9 protein-coding genes and 1 tRNA gene are annotated in these 20,757 nt (G+C 70.2%); 7 read left to right on the top strand and 3 right to left on the bottom strand.

Annotated elements, in window-relative coordinates; translation table 11 throughout:
• Window positions 1–35: 35 nt before the first annotated feature.
• The 3 genes from ABGB10_RS20020 to ABGB10_RS20010 all read left to right on the top strand — a co-directional run bounded on the left by ABGB10_RS20020 (window position 36) and on the right by ABGB10_RS20010 (window position 13,153).
• Window positions 36–1,301 carry an MFS transporter gene (locus tag ABGB10_RS20020; protein ID WP_347662375.1) on the top strand — a complete coding sequence of 422 codons (1,266 nt, stop codon included), beginning with the start codon at window positions 36–38 and terminating at the stop codon, window positions 1,299–1,301.
• A complete protein-coding gene (locus tag ABGB10_RS20015; protein ID WP_347662374.1) occupies window positions 1,298–12,139 on the top strand; it encodes an amino acid adenylation domain-containing protein in 10,842 nt (3,613 codons plus the stop codon). Before ABGB10_RS20020 ends, ABGB10_RS20015 begins: the two co-directional genes overlap by 4 nt.
• Window positions 12,140–12,325: 186 nt before the next feature.
• Entirely contained in the window at window positions 12,326–13,153 is an 828-nt protein-coding gene (locus ABGB10_RS20010) for a metallophosphoesterase (RefSeq protein WP_347662373.1), read from the top strand.
• Between the two features lie 154 nt (window positions 13,154–13,307).
• Here the strand turns inward: ABGB10_RS20010 and ABGB10_RS20005 are convergent, their stop codons facing one another.
• Window positions 13,308–14,990, bottom strand: a complete 1,683-nt coding sequence (locus ABGB10_RS20005) for a hypothetical protein (RefSeq protein ID WP_347662372.1) — start codon at window positions 14,988–14,990, stop codon at window positions 13,308–13,310.
• Between the two features lie 196 nt (window positions 14,991–15,186).
• Here ABGB10_RS20005 and ABGB10_RS20000 point away from each other — a divergent pair, with 196 nt between their 5' ends.
• Window positions 15,187–15,726, top strand: a complete 540-nt coding sequence (locus ABGB10_RS20000; protein ID WP_347662371.1) for a DUF664 domain-containing protein — start codon at window positions 15,187–15,189, stop codon at window positions 15,724–15,726.
• A 40-nt stretch (window positions 15,727–15,766) separates the two neighbouring features.
• Here the strand turns inward: ABGB10_RS20000 and ABGB10_RS19995 are convergent, their stop codons facing one another.
• Window positions 15,767–16,693, bottom strand: a complete 927-nt coding sequence (locus ABGB10_RS19995; RefSeq protein ID WP_347662370.1) for an alpha/beta hydrolase — start codon at window positions 16,691–16,693, stop codon at window positions 15,767–15,769.
• Entirely contained in the window at window positions 16,686–17,153 is a 468-nt protein-coding gene (locus tag ABGB10_RS19990) for a hypothetical protein (protein WP_347662369.1), read from the bottom strand. The genes ABGB10_RS19995 and ABGB10_RS19990 overlap by 8 nt, the downstream gene beginning before the upstream one ends.
• 38 nt (window positions 17,154–17,191) lie before the next feature.
• On the opposite strand from ABGB10_RS19990, the gene ABGB10_RS19985 reads away from it, so the two are divergent.
• The 3 genes from ABGB10_RS19985 to ABGB10_RS19975 all read left to right on the top strand — a co-directional run bounded on the left by ABGB10_RS19985 (window position 17,192) and on the right by ABGB10_RS19975 (window position 19,940).
• Window positions 17,192–17,620: a hypothetical protein gene (locus tag ABGB10_RS19985; RefSeq protein ID WP_347662368.1), complete on the top strand. Its 429-nt coding sequence runs from the start codon at window positions 17,192–17,194 to the stop codon at window positions 17,618–17,620.
• A tRNA-OTHER gene (locus tag ABGB10_RS19980) sits at window positions 17,598–17,725 on the top strand. The genes ABGB10_RS19985 and ABGB10_RS19980 overlap by 23 nt, the downstream gene beginning before the upstream one ends.
• Window positions 17,726–17,780: 55 nt before the next feature.
• Window positions 17,781–19,940, top strand: a complete 2,160-nt coding sequence (locus tag ABGB10_RS19975) for a hypothetical protein (protein WP_347662367.1) — start codon at window positions 17,781–17,783, stop codon at window positions 19,938–19,940.
• Window positions 19,941–20,757: the final 817 nt, after the last annotated feature.

The raw sequence follows: 20,757 nt of genomic DNA, 5'->3' as shown, positions 1-20,757 counted from the left end.
GGCGTCTCCGACGAGCGGCACGAGGGCGGCATAGCTTGCGCCTGCCAACGACGGGGGTCCGCACGGCACGACCCCTCCGCCCAGTCCTGGCCGCACAGGCATCGTCCACCTACGGCAGCTTCCTCAACATGGTGGCGCTGGGGTTGTTCACCCTGGACGTCACAGGTTCCACGGTGCAGACGGGGCTCTTCATGGCCGTCCGCCTGGCTGCCGGCGTCCTCATGGCGCCGATTGCCGGAGTGCTCGTGGGCCGTTACAGCCGGACCGGCCTGATGGTCACCGCCGACCTGCTCTCGGCCTGCGTCCTCGTGCTGTTGGTCCTGGTTCCGATGGAGGCCAAGCCGGCGGTGCTCTACGCGCTCGCCGTCGTGCTCGGCGCCGGTCAGGCCCAGTGGGGGGTCGCGCTGCGCAGTGGGCTTCCGGAACTGGTCGAGCCCGAAGGGCTCGCCCGGGCCAACGCGCATCTCGTCGCGGTCCGTTCGACGGCCATGCTGCTCGGTTTCGGAACCTCGGGCCTGCTGGTCACTCTGCTCGGCTACCACGCCGCGTTCCTGGTCGACGCAGCGTCCTACGTCGTCTCCGCGCTGCTGCTGACCAGGGTGGGTAGCTGGCGTCCGGCGATCGCGCCGGCTCGGGAGCGGCCGGCGGGCCGCCCGCGTGGCCCACGTCTCTCGCAGGCGCTGTCCGGGATCGCCCCCGTGGTGTTGGCGATGATCGCGGTACGGGCAGCCGACGCTTTCGGCTCCGCTTCGCACAACGTGGGGTTGCCGGTGTACGCGAGTCTGACCCGACCCGACGCACCCGCCTCGCTTGCCGCTCTGTTCACCACGGCGTGGGCGGTCGGCAGCCTGGTCGTCGGCCGCTGGTTCGCGTGGCGGGCCGGGCGACGGAACGCCGAGGCCTCCTCCCCGGTTGCTTTCGGGGTCGCCACCTGTGCGATGTCGGTGCTGTTCGTCATCGCCTTCACTGGTCCGCCGCTGTGGCTCCTGGCCGCGGTGGTGGTTATGGCCGGGATGGCGGACGGCTATGCCGAGATCAGTTACACGATGCGCCTGCAGAACGTCGAGCCGTCCCGGCGGGCCCAGTTGTTCGGCCTGGCCGCGGCGGTCCAAAACGCCGGATTCGGTCTCGGCATGATCGTCGGCGCATTCGCCCTCGGACAGTTTTCTCCCCTACCGGTGGTCGCTGCGGCGCACGGGCTGGCGCTCGCCGTCGCCGTGGTGTTCGTCATCACCCACGTCCGCTCCCGGCAGAGCCGGCCGCACCGACCCGTTGCGCAGAAAGTCGAGGTTGCCCCGTGAACCCAGCATCGCCCGACCGGCGTCCCTCCATCAGCTACGGCGGCGACGTGCCGATCGATGCCGCCCACCCCCGCACTCTCCGGGCCGCGCTCATCCGGGCGGCCCGGGACTTCCCCGAGTGCGGTATCCGGGTGGTGGACGCGGACGGACGCGAGCAGTTCCTCGACTATCCGAGCCTGCTGGCGAGGGGAGAGGCCACAGTGGCCGGTCTACGGGCACGCGGGTTGCAGTCCGGCTCGTACGTCATCCTGCGGATCGCGGCCGGCAGCGAGTTCTGGCCCGTCTTCGTCGGCTGCGTGCTGGGCGGCATGGTCCCGCTCACCGTGGGAGCGCTCAGCGGGTACGACTCGGACGCACCGGGCGTCGGTGCTCTCCTGCACGCGTGGCGCAAGCTCGGCGAGCCGGTCGTCGTGGGTGGCTCGGATGACCTCGAGGTGCTCGGTCGCCTGGCGCTGCGCGACCGGGTGGTGGCGGTGTCGGAGCTGACCACCGTCGGGGAAGATCGCCGGCCGGGGCGGATCCCCGGCGAGGCGGGACAGGACGACCCCGATCCCGCGTCGGTGGCACTCCTGCAGCTGTCCTCCGGCAGCACCGGCACGCCCAAGATCATGCCACTGACGCACCGGGCGCTCGCCGAGAATGCCATCGGCGCACGGGAGATGCTCGACATCGGCCCGAGCGACGTCCTGCTCAACTGGCTGCCGTTGGACCACTCCGCGGGCCTGCTGCTCTACCACGTCGCCGGAGTCTTCCTCGGCGTCACCTCTGTCAACGTCGCCACCGAGCTGGTGCTCGCCGACCCACTGCGCTGGCTGGAGCTGATGCGGCGGCACCGGGTGACGCACAGCTGGGCGCCGAACTTCGGACTGCGGCTGGTGGCCGAAGCGGCCGCTCGTACGCCGGAGCGGCAGTGGGACCTTCGCGGAGTGCGATGCATGGTCAGCGGTGGGGAGCAGTGCCTGCCCGAGACGATCGAGGCCTTCCTGGCCGCCAGCGGGCTGCCGGCGGCCGCTGTGCGCCCGGCCTGGGGCATGTCCGAAACCACCACGGGGATCACGTACGCCTCCTACGGGGCGCCCGGTTCCCGGCACCGCCTCCGTACGGCCAGTCTGGACGGGGACCTGGAATGGGCATCCGGGGAGGACCCCTCGGAAACCGTCACCGAGTTCCTCTCCGTCGGACGGCCGGCCCCGGGGGCGACCGCGCGGATCGTCGACCACAGCGGGGCGGTACTCCCCGAGGGTCGCATCGGTCGCCTTCAGCTCTCGTCGGCCCGGGTCATTCGCGGATACCTCGATGATCCGGTGGCGTCCCAGCTCGCCTTCCCGGACGGAGACGACTGGCTGGACACGGGTGACCTCGCGTTCATGCGCGATGGGGAGATCGCGATCACCGGACGGGCCAAGGACCTGATCATCCTCAACGGGCAGAACCTCCCCTGCCATGAGGTTGAGCGGGTGGTCGGCGGGGTGAACGGGGTGCGCGACGGGCTGGTCGCCGCGGTCGGCGTACCGAACTCTCGGACCGGCACGGAATCGCTGGTTATCTTCTACGTCTCCGACGGTGACGTACCCGTCGTGCGGGTGGCCCGGGCCGTCAGCGCCGTGGTCGCCCGGAGTTGGCAGGTCACGCCGGCCCAGATCCTCGCGGTACCGGCGGAGGGGTTCCCGCGGACGTCGGGCGGGAAGATCCAACGTGCGGAGCTGCGCCGGCGCTATCTGGCCGGGGAGTTTCGGACGCCGGACCACGACGGGGTCGCGGGCCCCACCGACGACGGCGCGGTTGCCCCGGCCGGTGGCCGGCCGGCCGCGTACGGCCGTGCCGAGGTGCACGCCCTGGTGGCCGACATCCTCGCCGGCCTGACCGGAGGACGGGTCGATCCTGCCGTGCCGTTCTACGAACTCGGCGTCGGATCGGTCGAGATGGTCAAGCTCCGGTCGCACCTGGAACGGGCGCTGGGCCGCCGAGTCTCCGCACCCACGCTCTTCGCCCACCCCACGGTCGACGCACTCAGCGCTCACCTCGCCGCCCCCGCCCCCGCCCCCGCCTTACCGTCACCGTCATCGGAGCCGATCGAGACGCCGCCGAGGGATCGACGCATCGCGGTGGTCGGTATGGCTGCCCGATTCCCGGGTGCCGACAGCGTGGAGCGGTACTGGGCCAACCTGCTCGCCGGGGTGGAGAGCATCCGGTCCTTCACCCCGGACGAGCTGCTGGCGGCCGGAATTCCGCCGGAGACCGCTACCGCGCCCGACTTCGTCGCCGCGAGCGGAACCCTGGACGACATCACCGGCTTCGACGCGGGATTCTTCGGCATCACCGGTCGGGAGGCCCAGATGCTGGACCCGCAGCACCGACTGTTCCTCGAAACCTGCCACCACGCGCTGGAGGACGCGGGGCACCCGGGCGACGGCCCGGGCCTTCGCACTGCGGTCTACGCGGGCAGCGGGATGAACCTCTACCCGCACCACACCTACCTGCGGCACCAACTCGGGGAGTTGGCCGGGTCCGCCGATCCGGTGGCCTCCATCGGCGCGGCGCTCGGCAATCAGCCCGACTTCCTGGCCACCCGGGTCGCCTACCGCCTCGGGCTGACCGGGCCGGCGATCAACGTGCAGACCGCCTGCTCGACCTCCCTGGTCGCGGTGCACCTGGCCGTGCGGGCCCTGCTCGAAGGGGACGCGGAGCTGGCGATCGCCGGGGCCGTGGCACTGCACGTACCGCAGGTGACCGGCTACCACTCCACTCCCGGATCCATCCTGTCGGCCCGCGGGCGGTGCCGGCCGTTCGACGCCGACGCCGACGGCACGGTCGGAGGCAACGGTGTCGCCGCGGTGGTCCTCAAACCGCTCGACCGCGCCCTCGCCGACGGCGACCGCATCCACGCGGTGATCCTCGGCTCGGCTGTCAACAACGACGGTGCCGGCAAGGTCGGTTTCACCGCACCAGGCGTCTCGGGCCAGGTCGACGTCGCCCGACGGGCGCTCGGTGCCGCATCGGTGCCGGCCGAGTCGATCGGCTACGTCGAGGCGCACGGCACCGGCACCGCCCTCGGCGACCCGGTGGAGCATCACGCCCTCGCCGAGGTGTACGCGGGCGCCCGACCGTTCCTCGGATCGGTCAAGGCCAACATCGGTCACCTGGACTGCTGCGCCGGCATGGCCGGGCTGATCAAGGTGATCATGACCGTCCGCGACGCCCAGCTCCCTCCACAGATCAACTTCACCCGACCGAACCCGGCGATCGACCTGTCCGGCGGGCCCTTCACCATCGCGACCAGCCGCACGAACTGGCCGGAGGTCTCCCACCCGCGCCGGGCGGCGGTGAGCGCACTCGGGGTGGGCGGCACGAACGCCCACCTGCTCGTGGAGCAGCCGCCGGAGGCGACGCCCGTCCTGGCCGGTGAGACCCGGGTTCACCCGGCGCCGGGACTGCTGCCGCTCTCAGCTGCCGACCCCGTGGCGCTACGGGAACTCGCTGTCCGGTACCGCGATCGGCTGCGTTCCCAGCCGGGGCTGCCGCTGACGGACGTGATCTCGACCGCAGGCCGGGGTCGCCGTCATCTGCGACACCGCCTGGTCGCGCGCGGCAGCTCCACCGCCGCGCTGGTCGACGCTCTGGACGGGTACGTGCGCGGCGGCAGCCTCGGCAGGGTGCTGACCGGGGAGGTCGGCGTGGTCGCGCCTGGTTCGGTCGCACTGGCCTTCCCGGGTCAGGGGAACCTGCCCGGGGTCGTCCTCGATCTCGCCGAGCGCTTCCCGGTGGTGCGGGACGTGCTCGAGGAGGGGGCCGAGGCGTACCGGCGGGTGGTGGGTGGCGACCTTGTCGCCCTGCTGCGGGAGCGGCCGGGTGTCGGCAGCCACCCGACCGCGGTGGCACAGCCGGCCCTGGTCATCACCGGCGTGGCGCTGGCGGAGCTGTGGCGGTCGTGGGGGGTGGACCCTGGGTACCTCCTCGGACACAGCGTGGGGGAGTACGCCGCCCTGGTCGCCGCGGGCGCACTGTCGCTGACCGACGCGGTCACGCTCACCGCTCACCGTGGCCGCCTCATGCAGCAGATCCTGCCGCCTGGCGCGATGCTGGCGCTGCTGGCGGATGCCGAGGTCATCGAGGATCTACTCACCGGATGCGAGGTGGAGGTCGCGGCCCGCAACGGTCCGAACCAGTACGTGGTGTCCGGGCCACCCGGGGCGGTGGAGGCGCTGGCCGACCGTGCCGAACGACTCGCAGTGGTGACCCGCCGGCTCCCGGTGGACCGCGCGTTCCACTCGGCGGCGGTGGAGCCGGTGCTCGACCGGTTCCGGCGGGTGGTCGAGGGGGTGACGGTGCGACCGACCCGGCTGCCGATGGTCAGCACCGTGGACGGACAGCTGCGGCAGCCGGGCTGGTTGCTCGACGGTGACTACCTGTGCCAACAGGCCCGCCAGCCCGTCGCGTACGACACTGGGGTGCGGACCCTCCTCGAGCAGGGCGTCACCACGGTCGTGGAGGCGGGGCCGGACGGTGTGCTGACCGGGATCGCCCGGGGCTCCGGGTCGGAGCTGCGATGGGTGCCATCCCAGCGCAAGGACCTGGAGCCGGTCGACGGACTCTGGCAGGCCGTTGCCGAGCTGCACGTCGCCGGCGTCGGGGTGGACTGGGCGGCGATCACCGCCGACTGTGGCGGTCGGCGGACCTCGCTGCCGGCCTACCCTTTTCAGCGGCGACGGTTCTGGGCCGAGACGCGGACACCTGCGACGTCACCCGCAGACGCGGATGCGACCCCGTCCGTGGCCACCGCTGCGCTCGCGAACGGCAGCGGGTCGCCGCCACTGGCCGCCGCGTCGGCCGCGCCCGCGCTGGAAGAGCTCTCCGACCAGGCTGTGGAGTCGGCGCTGGCGCGGGTTCTGGCCCTGACCGCGGAGCGGCTGGGCGTGGGCGCGGACGAGGTCGACCCGGACGAGACGTTCTTGCAGGCCGGTGCCGACTCGCTGCTCCTGATGACGATGTCTCGGGAGATCAACAATGCCTTCGGCGTCCGGATGCCGGTACGCGACCTGTTCGGTGCCGTCGGCACGCCCCGCCTGCTCGCCGAGGCGGTGGTCGGCGGTGCCTCGGCGGCGGCGACCTCGGCGGCCCAGTCGAGTCCGCCAACCCCGTCGACCTCGCGGGTGACGGTGCCGAGGCCGGCGGCGGAGCCGGCGACGGCAGCGCCGCTGCTGCCCGCACCGCTGCCTGTGTCACCGGTCGACGACACCCGGGAGGTGTCGGCCGATCTCGTCGCTGTGGTGCGCGGCCAGCTCGAACTGATGCGGGAACAGCTGGCTCTGCTCGGGAGTGCGGTCCCGGCCCCGTCAGCCCCATCGATCCAACCCGTGCCACCGCCGCAGCCTGTTCCGGTCCCGCGGCCGGCGGTCCACCCGCGGCGGGTGCCGGACGCACGGGACGTCGAGGCGGCCGACACCGTCGACTTCAGCCTCTATTTCTTCGGCGATTACGCAGACCAGGACCGGGACGACTCGTACGAGGTCATCCTGGACGCGGCCGAGTTCGCCGACACCCACGACTTCCACGCCGTGTGGTTGCCGGAGCGGCACTTCCACTCGTTCGGCGGGATCTTTCCCAATCCCTCGGTGCTCGCCGCAGCTCTCGCGGTGCGGACCCACCGGCTGCGGCTCAACGCCGGGTCGGTGGTGCTGCCGCTGCACCATCCCATCCGGGTCGCCGAGGAATGGTCCATGGTGGACCGCCTCTCCGGAGGCCGGGTCGGCATCGGCTGTGCATCCGGCTGGCACGCCAACGACTTCGTGTTCTTTCCGGAGAACTACCCACGCCACAAGCAGGTGATGTACGAGAACCTGGACACCGTCCGGCGGCTGTGGCGCGGCGAGGCCGTCCGGGCCCGGTCCGGCAGCGGTGACGACATCGACGTTCGGCTATTCCCTCGCCCCGTGCAGGCCGAGCCGCCGATCTTCACGGCCATCGTCGGAAACCCGGACAGCTACCGCGAGGCCGCCCGCCGCGATCTGGGTGTGGTGACCAATCTGATGACGCAGGACGTCGCGCAGCTGGCAGAGAACATCGCGCTGTACCGCCGCACCCGCGCCGAGCACGGGCTCGACCCCGATGCCGGACGGGTCGTGGTGTTGATGCACACGTACCTCGACGAGAACGCCGAGCAGGCCCGCGCGACGGCGTTCGAGCCGTTCTGCGCGTACCTACGCTCGTCATTCAGCCTGCTCGGACAGGTGGTCAACAGCCTCGGGATGAACATCGACCTCGCTGACACCCCCGACGACGACGTACGGTTCGTGCTCTCCCGAGCCTACGAGCGGTACTGCGACCAGCGGGCGCTCATCGGCTCGCCGGAGAGCTGCCGGCCTGTGCTGGACCAGATCCTCGAGGCCGGTGCCGACGAGGTCGCCTGCTTCGTCGACTTCGGCCTGCCGGCGCAGGCGGTCCGCAACGGGCTGCCGGTCATCGACACGCTACGCCGGTCGACCCGCCGCCAGGTTTCCCGGACCAGGGCTGACGTCGTCGACATCGCACCACTCTCCCCGGGCCAGCGGCGGCTGTGGCTGGCGGAACAGATCCATCCCGGCACCTCGGCCTACACCGAGGGTGCGGCGGTACGGCTGCAGGGCGCGCTGGACCCGGTTGCGCTCCGCGGCGCCGTGCAGGACGTCGTGGACCGGCACGCCCCGCTGCGGACCACCTACCGGGAGATCGACGGGGAGCCCCGCCAGATCATCCATCCGCGACTGGAGGTCGACATCCCCGTACGCGACCACCAGGGAGCCGACGAGGAGACAGTCGTAGGGGCGGCGATGGCCGCGGTGAGCGTACGGCTGTTCGACCTCCTCGACGGCCCGGTGTTCGCATTCGAGCTGCTGCGCCTCTCCCCGACGCACCACGTGCTGGTGATGTCGTTCCACCACCTGGCCACCGACGGCGGCTCGTACTCTGTGCTGACCCGAGAGGTGTCGGCGTGCTACCAGGCCCGGGTCGCCGACCGTAAGCCGCACCTGCCCCCGCTGTCGGTGAGCTACCCGGAACTCACCCGGGCTCGTGCCGTCGCCGACGAGCCTGACAAGCATCTCGACTACTGGCTCAACCAGCTCGACCCGCTGCCGCCCACCCTGGTCCTGCCGTCCGACCGGCAGCGGCCAGCCGTCCCGTCGGCCGCCGGCGAGAGCCTCTTCGTGGACCTCCCCCCCGACCTGAGCGACCGGATCCGGCGATTCAGCAGGGCAGAGGGAGTTACCGCCTTCAGCACGCTGCTCAGCGCGTTCGCTGTGATGCTGTTCCGATTCAGTGGTCAGCCCGACCTGGTCGTGGGCACCGGCACGAGCGGACGGGACGAGACATCGGAGAACCTGGTCGGGTTCTTCGTCAACACCCTGCCGCTGCGACTGGACCTCAGCGGCGACCCCACGTTCCGGGAGCTGGTCGCCCGGATCCAGGCCAGCGCGGTCGACGGGTACGACCACGTCGTCCCGTTCGACGTCCTTGCCCACGCACTCGCCCTGGACCGGCAGGCCGGTCACCATCCGCTCTTCGACGTTGTCGTCGAGTACGAGAGCGGCGAGGAACTCTTCGCGTTCGACCTGCCCGGGGTCACGGCCACGCCCCTCAGAGTCGGTCTGGACAAGGCCCCGGTCGATCTCATCGTCTACCTTTCCCACCGCGACAGCGTGCACTGCCACGTGGAGTACCGGACCGAGGTGTTCGACCGCACCACTGTGCAGCGGTTCCTCGACTACTTCGGACGGGTGCTCGACGCGGCGACCCGGCAGCCGGGGGATCACCTGTCCCGCCTGGCGACAACTCTGGACGCACCCGCCGATCAGCTTCGTGGGCCACGCGGCGAACCGCTCGCCGATCGGTTGCACGACCCGTTCGTCAGGCAGGCGTACCGCGCGCCCGACGCCGTCGCGGTGGTCTGCGGGCAGACCCGGTGGACCTACGGGGAGCTGCACCGGCGGGCCGAGCTGTTGGCCCGACGAATCGCCGGTACCGGGGTGGGACCGGACGACATCGTGGCGGTGCTCTTGCCACGCCGGCCCGAGTTGATCGCCGCGCAGCTCGGCGTCCTGATGGCCGGTGCCGGGTTCCTCCCGCTCGACCCGGCGCTGCCGATCGCCCGGGTCAACGCCCTGCTGGCGGACAGCGGCGCGCGGCTGCTGCTCACCACCGCCGAGATCGATCACCCGACCGATGTGGCGTACGTCCTCGTGGAAGCGCCGGTGGATCCCACCCTGCCGCTGCCCGACCGGGTGCCCTCACCAGAGCACGTCGCCTGGTGCGTCTACACCTCGGGCTCGACCGGCCGACCGAAGGGAGTCCTGGTACCGCACCAGGCCGCCGTGGACGCGGTGTCCTGGCACGTGCGGGCACTCGCGCTCACCTCGGCGGACACCGTGGCGCACGGCCTGGGGCTGGGCTTCGACGCGAACCTCGCCGAGATCCACCCGGCGCTCGCCGCCGGCGCCACCGTCCACATCGTCCCCGCAGAGGTCCGGTCCGATCCGGCTGCCCTGGTCGACGAGTGGTCCCGCCACGGCGTCACCGTCGCACTACTGCCGGCACCCCTGGCCGAGCTCGTCTTCGCGCTGCCGGCCCGGCCGTCCGCCACCCTCCGGACGCTGGTCGTCGGGGGCAGCCAGTTGCGGCGCCGCCCACCCGCCGGTTTCCCCGCGGAGGTGATCAACGCTTACGGGCCGACCGAGTGCAGCATCGTGACCACGGCCGGCCCGGTGTCGCCGGACGGGTCCGGGCCGATCGACATCGGCACCCCGGTGGACAATCACAGGCTGCACGTCCTGGACGTGGCCGGCCTGCCGGTGCCGACGGGGGCGGTCGGGGAGTTGTGCGTGAGCGGCACCGGGGTTGCCCGGGGTTACCTGGGACGACCGGCCGACACCGCGGCCGTCTTCGTGGCGGACCGGCACCAGCCTGGTGACCGGATGTACCGCACCGGGGACCTCGTCCGGGTGCGCGGGAACGGCACCCTGGAGTTCGTCGGCAGGGTGGACGAGCAGGTCAAGATTGCCGGACATCGGGTGGAGCCGGGCGAGGCGGCCGCCGAGCTGGCACTGCTCCCCGGCGTACGGCAGGCGGCGGTGATCGCACGCCACGACAGGGGCGACGATGCCTACCTGGCCGCGTACGTGGTGACCGATGATGACGACGGGTCGGCCGAGACCCGCACCGCGCGGCTCGCCGCCCGGCTGGCCGAACGCCTCCCCGACCACCTGATGCCGACGGCCTGGGTGCTGCTCGAGGCCCTGCCCACCACCGAAGCCGGCAAGGTGGACACCACCCGACTGCCGGCGCCAGCCGCCGCGCCCGGCGACGAGCGGCCCCGCACGAGCCGGGAACAGCTCGTCCACGACGCCTGGTGCGCCGAGCTGGCGTTGCCCCGGCTGTCGGTGGACGTGCCTTTCACCGCGGCCGGTGGCCACTCGCTCGCCGCCGTACGTCTGGCCAACCGCCTGACCGCGCTCGCCGAGGTCAAGGTGAGCGTGCACGAGGTGCTGCGCAGCCGCGGCATCCGGGAGATGGCGGCGGCCCTGTCGCCGGCGGATGGCGACGCAGTCCTGGACCGGGCGCCAGCGACGTACCAGCAGGAACTGATGTGGCGCCGCCAGCGCCAGGCACCCAACCCGGCCGCCGTACACATGGCGGTACGGATGGACCTCACCGGCCGGCTCGACCTGCCCGCTCTCGAACGTGCGGTCGACGGGCTCGTCGCGAGGCACGAGGCCCTGCGGACCCGCCTGGTGGATCGTGACGGCGAGCTGACCCAGGAGGTCCTGCCTGCGGGCAAGGTGATGCTGCCCGTGGCCGACCTTCCTGCCGACCAGGTCGACGACTGGTGTGTACGGGTCGGGCGGGAGGCGTTCCCCGACGAGGCCGGCCCCTGGCTCCGCACCCGACTCGCCCGGGTCGACGACGAAACCTGGGTGCTGATGCTCGTCGTGCACCACCTGCACGGCGACGGGTGGTCCATGCTCCAGCTTCTCCACGAGCTGGGGCTCGGGTACGCCGCGGCACAGCGCGGGAGCCGAACAGTCCCAGCGCCTTCCGCCCCCACCTACCTGGAGTACGCGCGCCGGCAGCGTGCCACGCAGGTGGAACCCGCGGTGCTCGCGTACTGGCGACGCCAGCTCGCCGGCGCTCCCCGGACGTTGGCGCTGCCTACGGACCGACCACGGCCGGCCCGCCTGTCCGGCCGCGGTGAGGAGTTCACCTTCGACATCCCCGCGGACCTGACCGCGCTGCTGACAGCCTTCGCGGCCGACAGCGGCAGCACAATCTTCCCGGTCCTGGCAGCGGCCTACGCCTCCCTGATGCGCGAACTGACCGGCAGCGGCGACATCGTGCTCGCGTGCCCCTACGCCCACCGCGATGATCAGAGCTACGAGTCGGTGGTCGGTCTGTTCACCAGCCCTCTGCTGTTGCGGCCACCGCTCGAGACCGCGGCGTCCTTTACGGAACTGGTGGCCGGCACCGAGCAGGCGTTCCTCGACGCGATCCGACACCAGCCGGCACCCCTGCCCGCGATCTACGCGGCGGTTGATCCCGAGTGGCACACCGGCGCCCCGCCGGTAGCCACCATGCTGTTCGGAATGAACCCGGGGATGCCGCAGGTCGAGCTGCCCGGCCTCCTCGTGCAGGTGTCGGACCAGGAACTCGGTTGCGCACGGCGCGACCTGGCGATGGTCGTCACGCCTCTCGCGGACGGCATGCGTGGCGTGGTCGAGTATTCCACCGAACTGTTCGACCAGTCGACGATCGAGACGTGGAGTAGGAGGTTCCTGGATCTCCTCGCCGAGATTGTTGGTGCGGCCAGGTGAATCGTCAGATGACGCCCGAGGTCGGGCGCGCGAGCGCACGGCCGACTCTTCAACACCGGAGGCGGGTGGGGCGGCCACCGGCGGACGCCTTCCGCGAAACGGTGCGCATCGTGGTCGTCCATTGTCAATCCCGGAACGCCTTTCGACACGCTTGGGCGACAGGTACACGGAAGGACCGATGTAGAGGTGGCCTCCCTGTTCGCGATCAGCGACCTCCACGTCTCGTACGCCGAGAACAGGCAGGTCGCCGATGACTTACGACCCGAGTCGGACGAGGACTGGCTCGTCGTGGCCGGCGACGTCGGCGAGATCTTCGGTGACGTCGAGGCGATCCTGCGGCAACTGCGCCGCCGGTTCCACACCGTGATCTGGACCCCGGGCAACCACGAGCTGTGGACGCACGCCTCCGACCCCGTACAGCTGCGCGGCGTGGCGCGCTACGAGGCGCTCGTGCGCATGTGTCGCGACAACGGCGTGCTCACCCCCGAGGACGCCTACCCGGTGTGGCGGGGAACGGGCGGGCCGGTGACGGTGGCTCCACTCTTCCAGCTCTACGACTACACGTTCCGGGCGCCGGGGATGACGAAGAAGGAGTCGCTGCGGCGAGCGTACGACGTCGGCGTCGTGTGCACCGACGAGAGAATGCTGCACCCCGACCCGTACCCGGACCGGGAATCCTGGTGCCACGCCCGACTGGCGCAGACCGAGCGGCGCCTCGCCGCCGTCGACCCCATGCTGCCCACGGTGCTGGTCAGCCACTGGCCGCTGGTGCGGGCGCCTACCGAGGTGATGTGGTACCCGGAGTTCGCGCAGTGGTGCGGCACCGTCGCCACCGCGGACTGGCACCTGCGCTTTCGTGCCGCCGTGGCCGTGTACGGGCACCTGCACATCCCGCGCACCACCTACTACGATGGCGTGCGCTTCGAGGAGGTGTCGCTGGGCTACCCCCGGGAGTGGCGGCGGCGCGGTGACACGCCCCAGCCGATGCGGCGGATCTTCGGGGGATCGCGGTGATCGCGCGGCTGCTGCCGTTCGGCGTAAGAGGTCGCCCAGTTCGTCTGGCTCGTTTGACCTCGGCCCAGAGTTCGTCCGAGACGATCCACGGCGGCTGCTCACCCTCCTCACGTTCAGACAGAACGATCCTCGTATCCCGAGGACACGCCCAAGATCACTTCGTGTTGGTGTCGATGGTGAAAACGACGTCTGACCCGACGTCGTGGCGGGTGATGCCGGGTACGTCGGGGATGTTAAGCAGTGGTTCGTAGGGGGTGCCTTGGACCCGGTCGCGCAGCAGGACGACGCTGCGGATGCCGAGTTGGTGCAACCGATCCAAGGCCGGCTCGCTGGGGAAGGTCGCCATAACGTCGCGGATCGCCTGACGGTTGGGTGTGGTGTAGCTGGCCGCACCGTTGACCATGGTGGGAAAACCGTCGGTCGACCAAAGTAGGACGTTGAGGTCGATGCCGTCGTTGGACGGCAATACCATGATGGGAGCGTGCGCGGAGGCTAGCGCCATCGCGGCCGGTTTGGCTGGGGTTTGGGGGTGGTTCAGGTCAGGCAGGCCCTCAGCTAGGACGAGGACCAGCAACGGAACGGTCAGTAGCCGTGCCGCTCCCACCGACCATTTCGGCTTGGCGCCCCTGCGAGCCACCTCGGCCAGGTGGGTAACCAGGCCGGCCGCGAGGATGGCCAGGCAGAGAGTGGGCCACAAGATCAAGCGGCCTGGTGTACGGGATCCATCGAACCCGGGCACGTAAAGATAGAGCAGGCGGTAGATCGGCCCGTTCGTGCCCAGCGCGAGCAACACTCCGACGACCGCCCCGAACAGCAGCAGAAGCCGTTGCACCGGTGACCAGCGGGATAGGAACAGGCCGGCGAAGGCCAGTAGATACAGTGCATACCCGCATAGCAGCACTTTCTCAGTCGGTACGCCACCAAGAGCGGTGCGGGCGTCGTTGTGCAGGGTGCCCCAGGGCAGCGAGGACTGCGGCGCCACGAGAAGTCCGCGCAGTGTCGGGGAGAAGTGCGCAACGTAGTCCCAGTCCCGGGTGACAGCTGGGTTGAGCTCGCGCACGTTTTGGTACGCGTACGCGAAGTATCCGGTCACCGCGGTGAAGACCAGCCCGCCGATCAGATCACCGACGATCAGCCGGCGGCCAAGGCGTGGGCGGTGGATCAGCCAGGCTGTCAGTGTGATCAGGCAGAGGGCGGCGAGGACGTATACGAATCCCAGCCCCACGCCGAAGCCTAGGCTGACCTGCCAGGCCGCGACCAGCCAGCCAGCGAACGCCCATCCCGGCCGGACTCGTTCGGCAAGGTAGCCGCGGGTGAACGAGAGTCCGTGACCGCGTGCCAGCATCGCCAGGGCCAGAGTGATACCACCGGTGGAGAGAATATTCAAATGGCCGTCGTGGCCGTAGCGCCAGGGCGCGTAGGCGAGGGCGGCCCCGGCCACCGCGGCGGCGACCTTGTTCGCGCCAAGTTGGCGCAGGAGCGCGTAGCCGCCGAGGAAGGCGAGCGCGAAAGCCAGCACGAACAGGATGTTGTAGCGCAGCACGGCACCGACTACACCGCTGCCTATCAGCCCTGCCGGGGCATAGCCGAGCAGGCTGTCGTTCAGGGCTAGGCCGTACTTGTCGGGATAGAAAGCGTTGGTATCCCACAGGCCACGCAGACCGTGGGTGAGAGCGTGGCCACCCCATCCCACCAGCCATGCTTGGGCCGTCGGGTCACCCGCGTCACCGACGATGGTGTGGGCCGGGTCGGCGATCGGCACAGTCCTGGCGCCGGCAGTCATCACGCGAATCGCGTACGGCGGAATCAGCCAGATCATCGCGACAGCGAGGAGCACTGAACCGAGGCTCGCGATGCTCAACTCCCGCCGATGCGCCCCACGTGTCAGCCAGTCCCTCGTGCCTCGACCGGCGCGCGCGAGTCGGCTATTTTTTCCAGGCTCGCTGAGAGTGACGGCTGATGTGGGGCCTCCTGCCGGTGGCTCTACCTGCGTCATAACATTGACCCTCACTGTTGAACCGCCGCAGTAAATCATGAGCAGGGCGGCGCATAGAGTCAAGACGTCGATCAATGTCGTTCCGGCAGCCGGGCCTTACGCTGTCTATCAAAGGCGCCTGGTCACGCAGGAGTCGCGATCGGTGCAGCGGCGTCTGACCGGGGCCGGCAGACGAGTGATCGCGGTCGACGGCAGGACACTGCGCGGCAGTGGGCCGACCAGGGCCCAGGTGCACCTGCTGGCCGCACTGCACCAGGCAGAACAGATCGTCCTGGCGCAGATCAACGTCGCTCAACAGCCCCGCGAACAGATCAGCGGGAACTCCCGCGGCGATGGCGCCAGCTGGCAGGTCACCGCGGACGGGATGATCGCCGACGTGGTCGCCGAATACATCGAGGCGTGCACTGAGGCCCGGCGGATCGCGGCCCGCTGCGCCCTCGACGACACCGTGCCGCACCATCGACTCGGCTGGGTATCACTGTGCTGGACCTACGTCCACATGATCGAGGAGATGGCCCGGCACGCCGGTCGTGCCGACACCTTGCCCGAACAGATCGATGCGGCAACCGGCGACTGAGCTCCCCGCCCGTCGAGCCAGCCGAGCGATCCGAACAGGATCAGGGTTGAATCCCGCGTGCGGCGCGAGGGCTGAGGAAGTCGGTGATGAGGGTGGCGAGCTCCTGTGGGCGTTCGGCGACCATCGCGTGGCTGGCGTCGGCGAGATGCCACACCCGCAGAGACGAGTTGTTCACGGTGGCAAGCCGTTCGGCGATGACCTTGCGGTACGCCTCGTACAGGCTGTGGAACGGCTGTTGTTCGGGCAGGTCCTCGGTGGCGAGAACGAGCAGCAGCGGGCAGCGGACGTCTCGGTAGGCGGGCATCAGGTCGAGGGAGTCCATGGCGTCCCGGAGCTGCCGGGTGAGGTCCGGGCCGGGCCGCAGCCGGCCGCGGCCGTCGTCGCCGGGCATGAGGTTGCGTTCGAAGGCCGCCGCCCAGTCGTCGGGTGCGCCGCCGTAGCGTTGTGCCATGGCGCGCTGCCCCGCCAGCATGGCGGCCACCTGTTCGGCGGTTAGTGGTTCGGCCAGCATCGCGGCCATCCCGTCGAACACGGCCCGCAACTTGGCCAGCTCGGTCCCGGCCTGCTCCGGATCCAGCCCGGCGAGCTGGTCCGGACGGTTCAACGGCGGATTGCCGTCCAGGCTGACGGCACCGGGGCACTCCGGGTGACGCTGCGCCCAGAGGGTGGCGAGCATGCCGCCCAGGGAGGCGCCGACGACCGCGGGGGAGGTGAGGCCGAGGCGGTCGGTGATGGCGGCCAGGTCGGCGAGTACGTCGTCCCAGCGCCACGGGCCGTCTCCGGACCGGCCGTGACCGCGCAGGTCGACGGTGACGACCCGGTGGGTCGGACGCAGGTTCTCGGCGAGGGTGGTCATCTGGGCCAGGTTGCCGCCAGCGCCGTGAAGGAGCAGCAGCGGTTGTCCGGGTCCGCCCACGTCGCGGATCGCGATGGGCACGGTCCCGGAGTCGATGATGGTCTCAGACACGTCGGGATCCTTCGTTGAGCAGTCGGTCGCGTACGGAGGCGGAGCGCACGCCACCTTCGGGGTGGCGGGAGAGCTTGCCGCGGGAGGCCAGGTCGTGGACGCCCTGGCGGGTGATGCCGAGCATGGCGCCGGCCACCGCGTACGACACGGATTCGGCGGTCGGGTGGCCGACCCGTCGCGCGACGGCCTGACCGAAAGGGCTGCGCCACCAGTCGGCGGGTGGGTCGAACGGTCCGTCCCCCGGGTAGAGGGTGCAGATCGCCCGCATGACCACGCTGACGGCGGCCCGGTCGTCGCCGCTGACGATCGTGGTGGCCCAGGATCGGGCCCGCTCCCGGATGACGGCGCGCAACGGGTCGATGGCGTCGTGACCGTCGACCAGGATTTCGAGGGGGTCGAGCAGGCGAATGTCGATCAACCGGATGAGCTGCTCGGTCAGTTCCTCGTGGGTTGGCGACATGCTGCCTCCTCCGTTACTTGACACCCATCGTCAAGTACTTGACGATGGGTGTCAAGCGCGATGGCGAGCCGGTTAGCGGGACGGTCGGCCGGTGGCGTTACCGCTACGTGGGACCGCCGGACATCGCGGCGGTGGCGCTGCGCGGCGACGCGGGCCGGCTGATCCGATCGGCGGACGAGTTCCACGCCTGGATCGGCTCCGTAGACGCGCGGGAACTGGCGGAACCGTTCGGCGCGGGCATGCCCACTTCGGACAGATCAACAAGGCGCAGGAACCTCGATGACCTTCTGAACCGGTCACGCCCGACCTGCTGCCACCAGGAAAGGCGCCTCTACACCAACCACCTCAAGCCGAGCACCTCAGGACTTTGCCGGAGCCGTGATCCGGCAGTGACTTCGAAACGGGATAGCCATGTCAGCCCGGCCGGTGCGATGATCGACATCTGGGTCGCTAGCTCAACTGGATAGAGCATTCGATTGAGTAGCGCGTCCGCTCTCCGCCTGCGCGGTGATGGGTGCGCTTCCTTCTCCTAGGGGATCGAAGGGTTCGGGGTTCGAGTCCCCGGCGACCCACTGTGCCGCAGCTGCGGGCCGGCAACAGCCGGAGTTGAGCGGAACGGGGAACCACGTGCTCGAGAAGCTGATCATCCAGAAGACCCTGCGCGTGCCGGCCAGCACAGGCGCGGCCGGCGATGGCACGGCGGTGGCCCGGCAACTGGATGCGGCCCTGCTCGATGTCGGGTTTTCGGCGTCGCGGGCTTTGCTGGAGCACATCGGCGCCCTGGCCCCCGCGTCGGCGATGGACTTGGCAGCTTTGGTCGTCTCGGCGGTGCGCGAGCTGGTGGGCGACCATGTCCAGCACAACGCATATTTCATCGGTTTCCCTGATGCCGTGCCGGACACCGCCGAGTTCTGGACGGACCGGCTGCGGGCGGCCGTTTTCGCCGGCGGAGGCACGGCAACCGACGAGCAGCTGCGGGACGCCGCCGCCTCGGGTGCGGTGAACCTGCTGGACCTGCCGGCTTATGGGACCTACCAGCACACCTATGCCGACCTGTTGGCCGCGCACGACGAACTGATCACCGCAGCCGGTGACCGGGTGACCTTGCTACGCCTCGGCGACGCCGTCGACGTGGAGGCAACGCGGCTGTATCTGGCCCTGGCCGGTAGCTCAACGCCGCTTGGCGAAGCGGACCTCGCGATCCTCAGCGAGCTCGCGGTCGCCTGCGTGGACGGCACGCAGCCGGCCGAGATCCCGGTACGGGAGAACCGCGCCGTGCTCAACGGGATCCGGCTCGTCCTCGGCCGCCCGCTGGTCGGCGTGGACACGACGACCGACGTGCTGCGCCTCGCCTGCCAGGTCTCGGGCGGGGACGCATCGCTCGTGACACCCACGCGATTCCGCGCCTTCCGACGCCCGGAGCGGCGGGTGCTTCTCGCCGCGCTGAACGATGTCGTCGGCGCGAGTCCAGGCAAGCTCGGCGATGTCGTGCGCTACGCGGAGCGGTGGAAGCGGCTGGGGGAACGGCTGCATCCGCACGAGTACGACCAGTGGCCGCACGCACAGGCGGTGTTCGAGGTCGCGCGTGGTGAGCGGCGAGTACGCAACCTCGCCGGTCGCGCGGAGGCGGCGATCCGCGCCGGGGCCATCAGTTCGGCCACCTCGGTGCTGTCCGCGGCGCCGGGCCTTCTCCTGCGATCTGCGGACCGGCTGCTGCGGCTGGCGTCGGAGCCGGAGCGAACCGCTGTCGTCGACGCAGTCACCGACGCGCTCGGCTCGGCGTCGGGTCGAGTGCTGCTCTCGCTGCGGGAGCATGTCGACAACCGGCTGACGCCCGCGTCGGCCCGGATGTACGCGAGCCGCTCGCGCAGCGCGTGGGTAGGTCCCGACGAGCGGCCACCGCTGCCGGCCGAACTGGTGGCCGAGCTGTCGTCGCTGCTCGACACCGAGATCAGCGCCCGACTACCGCAGCAGGACCGGCCGCTGCTAGTGGACCCGGAGGTGCTCGACGTCGCACTGCCGCTGTCCGGCAAGGCGGCAGAGGGCGGCTTCGCGGTCCTGCCAAGGGGCTCGCGGGCACCGGTGTCTGGTGAGCTGCTGCGCTTCTTCCTGTACTGGCGTCAGGCAAGTCGTCGTACCGACTATGACCTGTCGGTGCTGCTTCTCGATGACGAGTTCCACAGTGCAGGCCAAGTGTCGTGGACGAACTACCGCCACAACGGTGTGGTTCATTCCGGCGACATCACCGACGCGGCGAACGGTGCGACCGAGTTCATCGACATGCCCATGACGGCCGGTGGGCACTATGTTGTTCCGCAGGTCTACATCTACGCGGGTGAGTCGTTCGACGACGTCGCCGAGTCGATGTTCGGCTACCAGACCCGCACACAGGGCCAGCTCGGTGCCCCATTTGACGCACGCACGGTCCGGGCGCGTTCGCACCTACGCGGCCAGGGCCGGGTCGCGCTGCCGATGGTGTTCGCCAGGAGCGAGGACGGCTGGCAGGCTGTCTGGCTTCACCTGTACCTGCGGGGTACGCCGTCGTTCAACCGGGTGGAGGACAACACGTTCACCACAGCCGACCGAGTACGAGCACTGATGGAGCGGCGCTACCTAACCGTCGCCCACCTTGTCGACCGTTGGCGCGCACGGGCCGAGGTGATGACGTGGGACGGTCGGCTACCGGACGAGCCGGTCACGTTCATCGGCATTCAGGCGCCCGAGGACCTGCCAGACGGGTCGGAGGCATATACACTGGATCGACTCAGTGAGCTGATCCCTGAGTAAGCGGCGACAGCCGAGGCCATGCAGGTGCTTCCTTCTATTCCCGTTCAACTCGGGAACCTCCGCGCAAGCGGAGGATGTGGTTATTCCAGCCCCTGCGCTTTCCTCGGCTCTCGGGCGAGCCACAGGAATCCTGTGGCCTCATCCTCATGCGATCCGAGCGTCGAAGCAGCGCAACGCTGCCTCGACGGCGCACCTCATTCGGCCTGGCGGATCATCGGCAACGCGCTGCTCGAAGTCGGCCGTAATGTCGTCACCACCGCTGGAGACGTCCCGGAAGTGTGGCGGGGCCGGGCGGCCGAGGCCGAGCAGGAGTTCCAGCTCAACCTTTGCAGCGCGGCCGCAGCCCTGCACCCGACCTGTGACCAGTACGCCGAGCTCTATGCTTCTTCACGTCACGCTTGGGCTGGCTGGGCTGACACGTCCGAAGTGGGCGGACACGGGGCGGCCAGTGACTCGGCCACGAGCGTCTCGTGGGCGCCGAGCATTCGCAGCATGTCGCCAGTCAGGCTGTCCGCGATGTGGGCATGCTCGGTGGGCTCGCTCAGACCCGGCGTCATATCCAGTCCGGCCCGGGTCGACTGTGACCGGGGTGACGAAGACGCCGATCACCGCGCCCGCGATAACAACCTCGACAACCCGGCCAGCACCGCCCGGCTACCGGTTCCAGATCCAGCCGGCGCACCTGCCGGCCTAGGCAGTGTCTTCAAAGGATCATGGTGTCGGATGATGTAGGGCGTGGGTCGTCGCTATGAGTTGTCTGACGTTGAGTGGGATGCGTTGTCGCGGTATCTGCCGTCGGTGGTGACTGGTGGTCGGC

The sequence above is a fragment of the Micromonospora sp. B9E7 genome, from assembly GCF_039871815.1.
Taxonomy (GTDB): domain Bacteria; phylum Actinomycetota; class Actinomycetes; order Mycobacteriales; family Micromonosporaceae; genus Micromonospora.
Note: the sequence above shows the minus strand (reverse complement) of the source record. Positions and strands in the feature narration are given on the sequence as shown.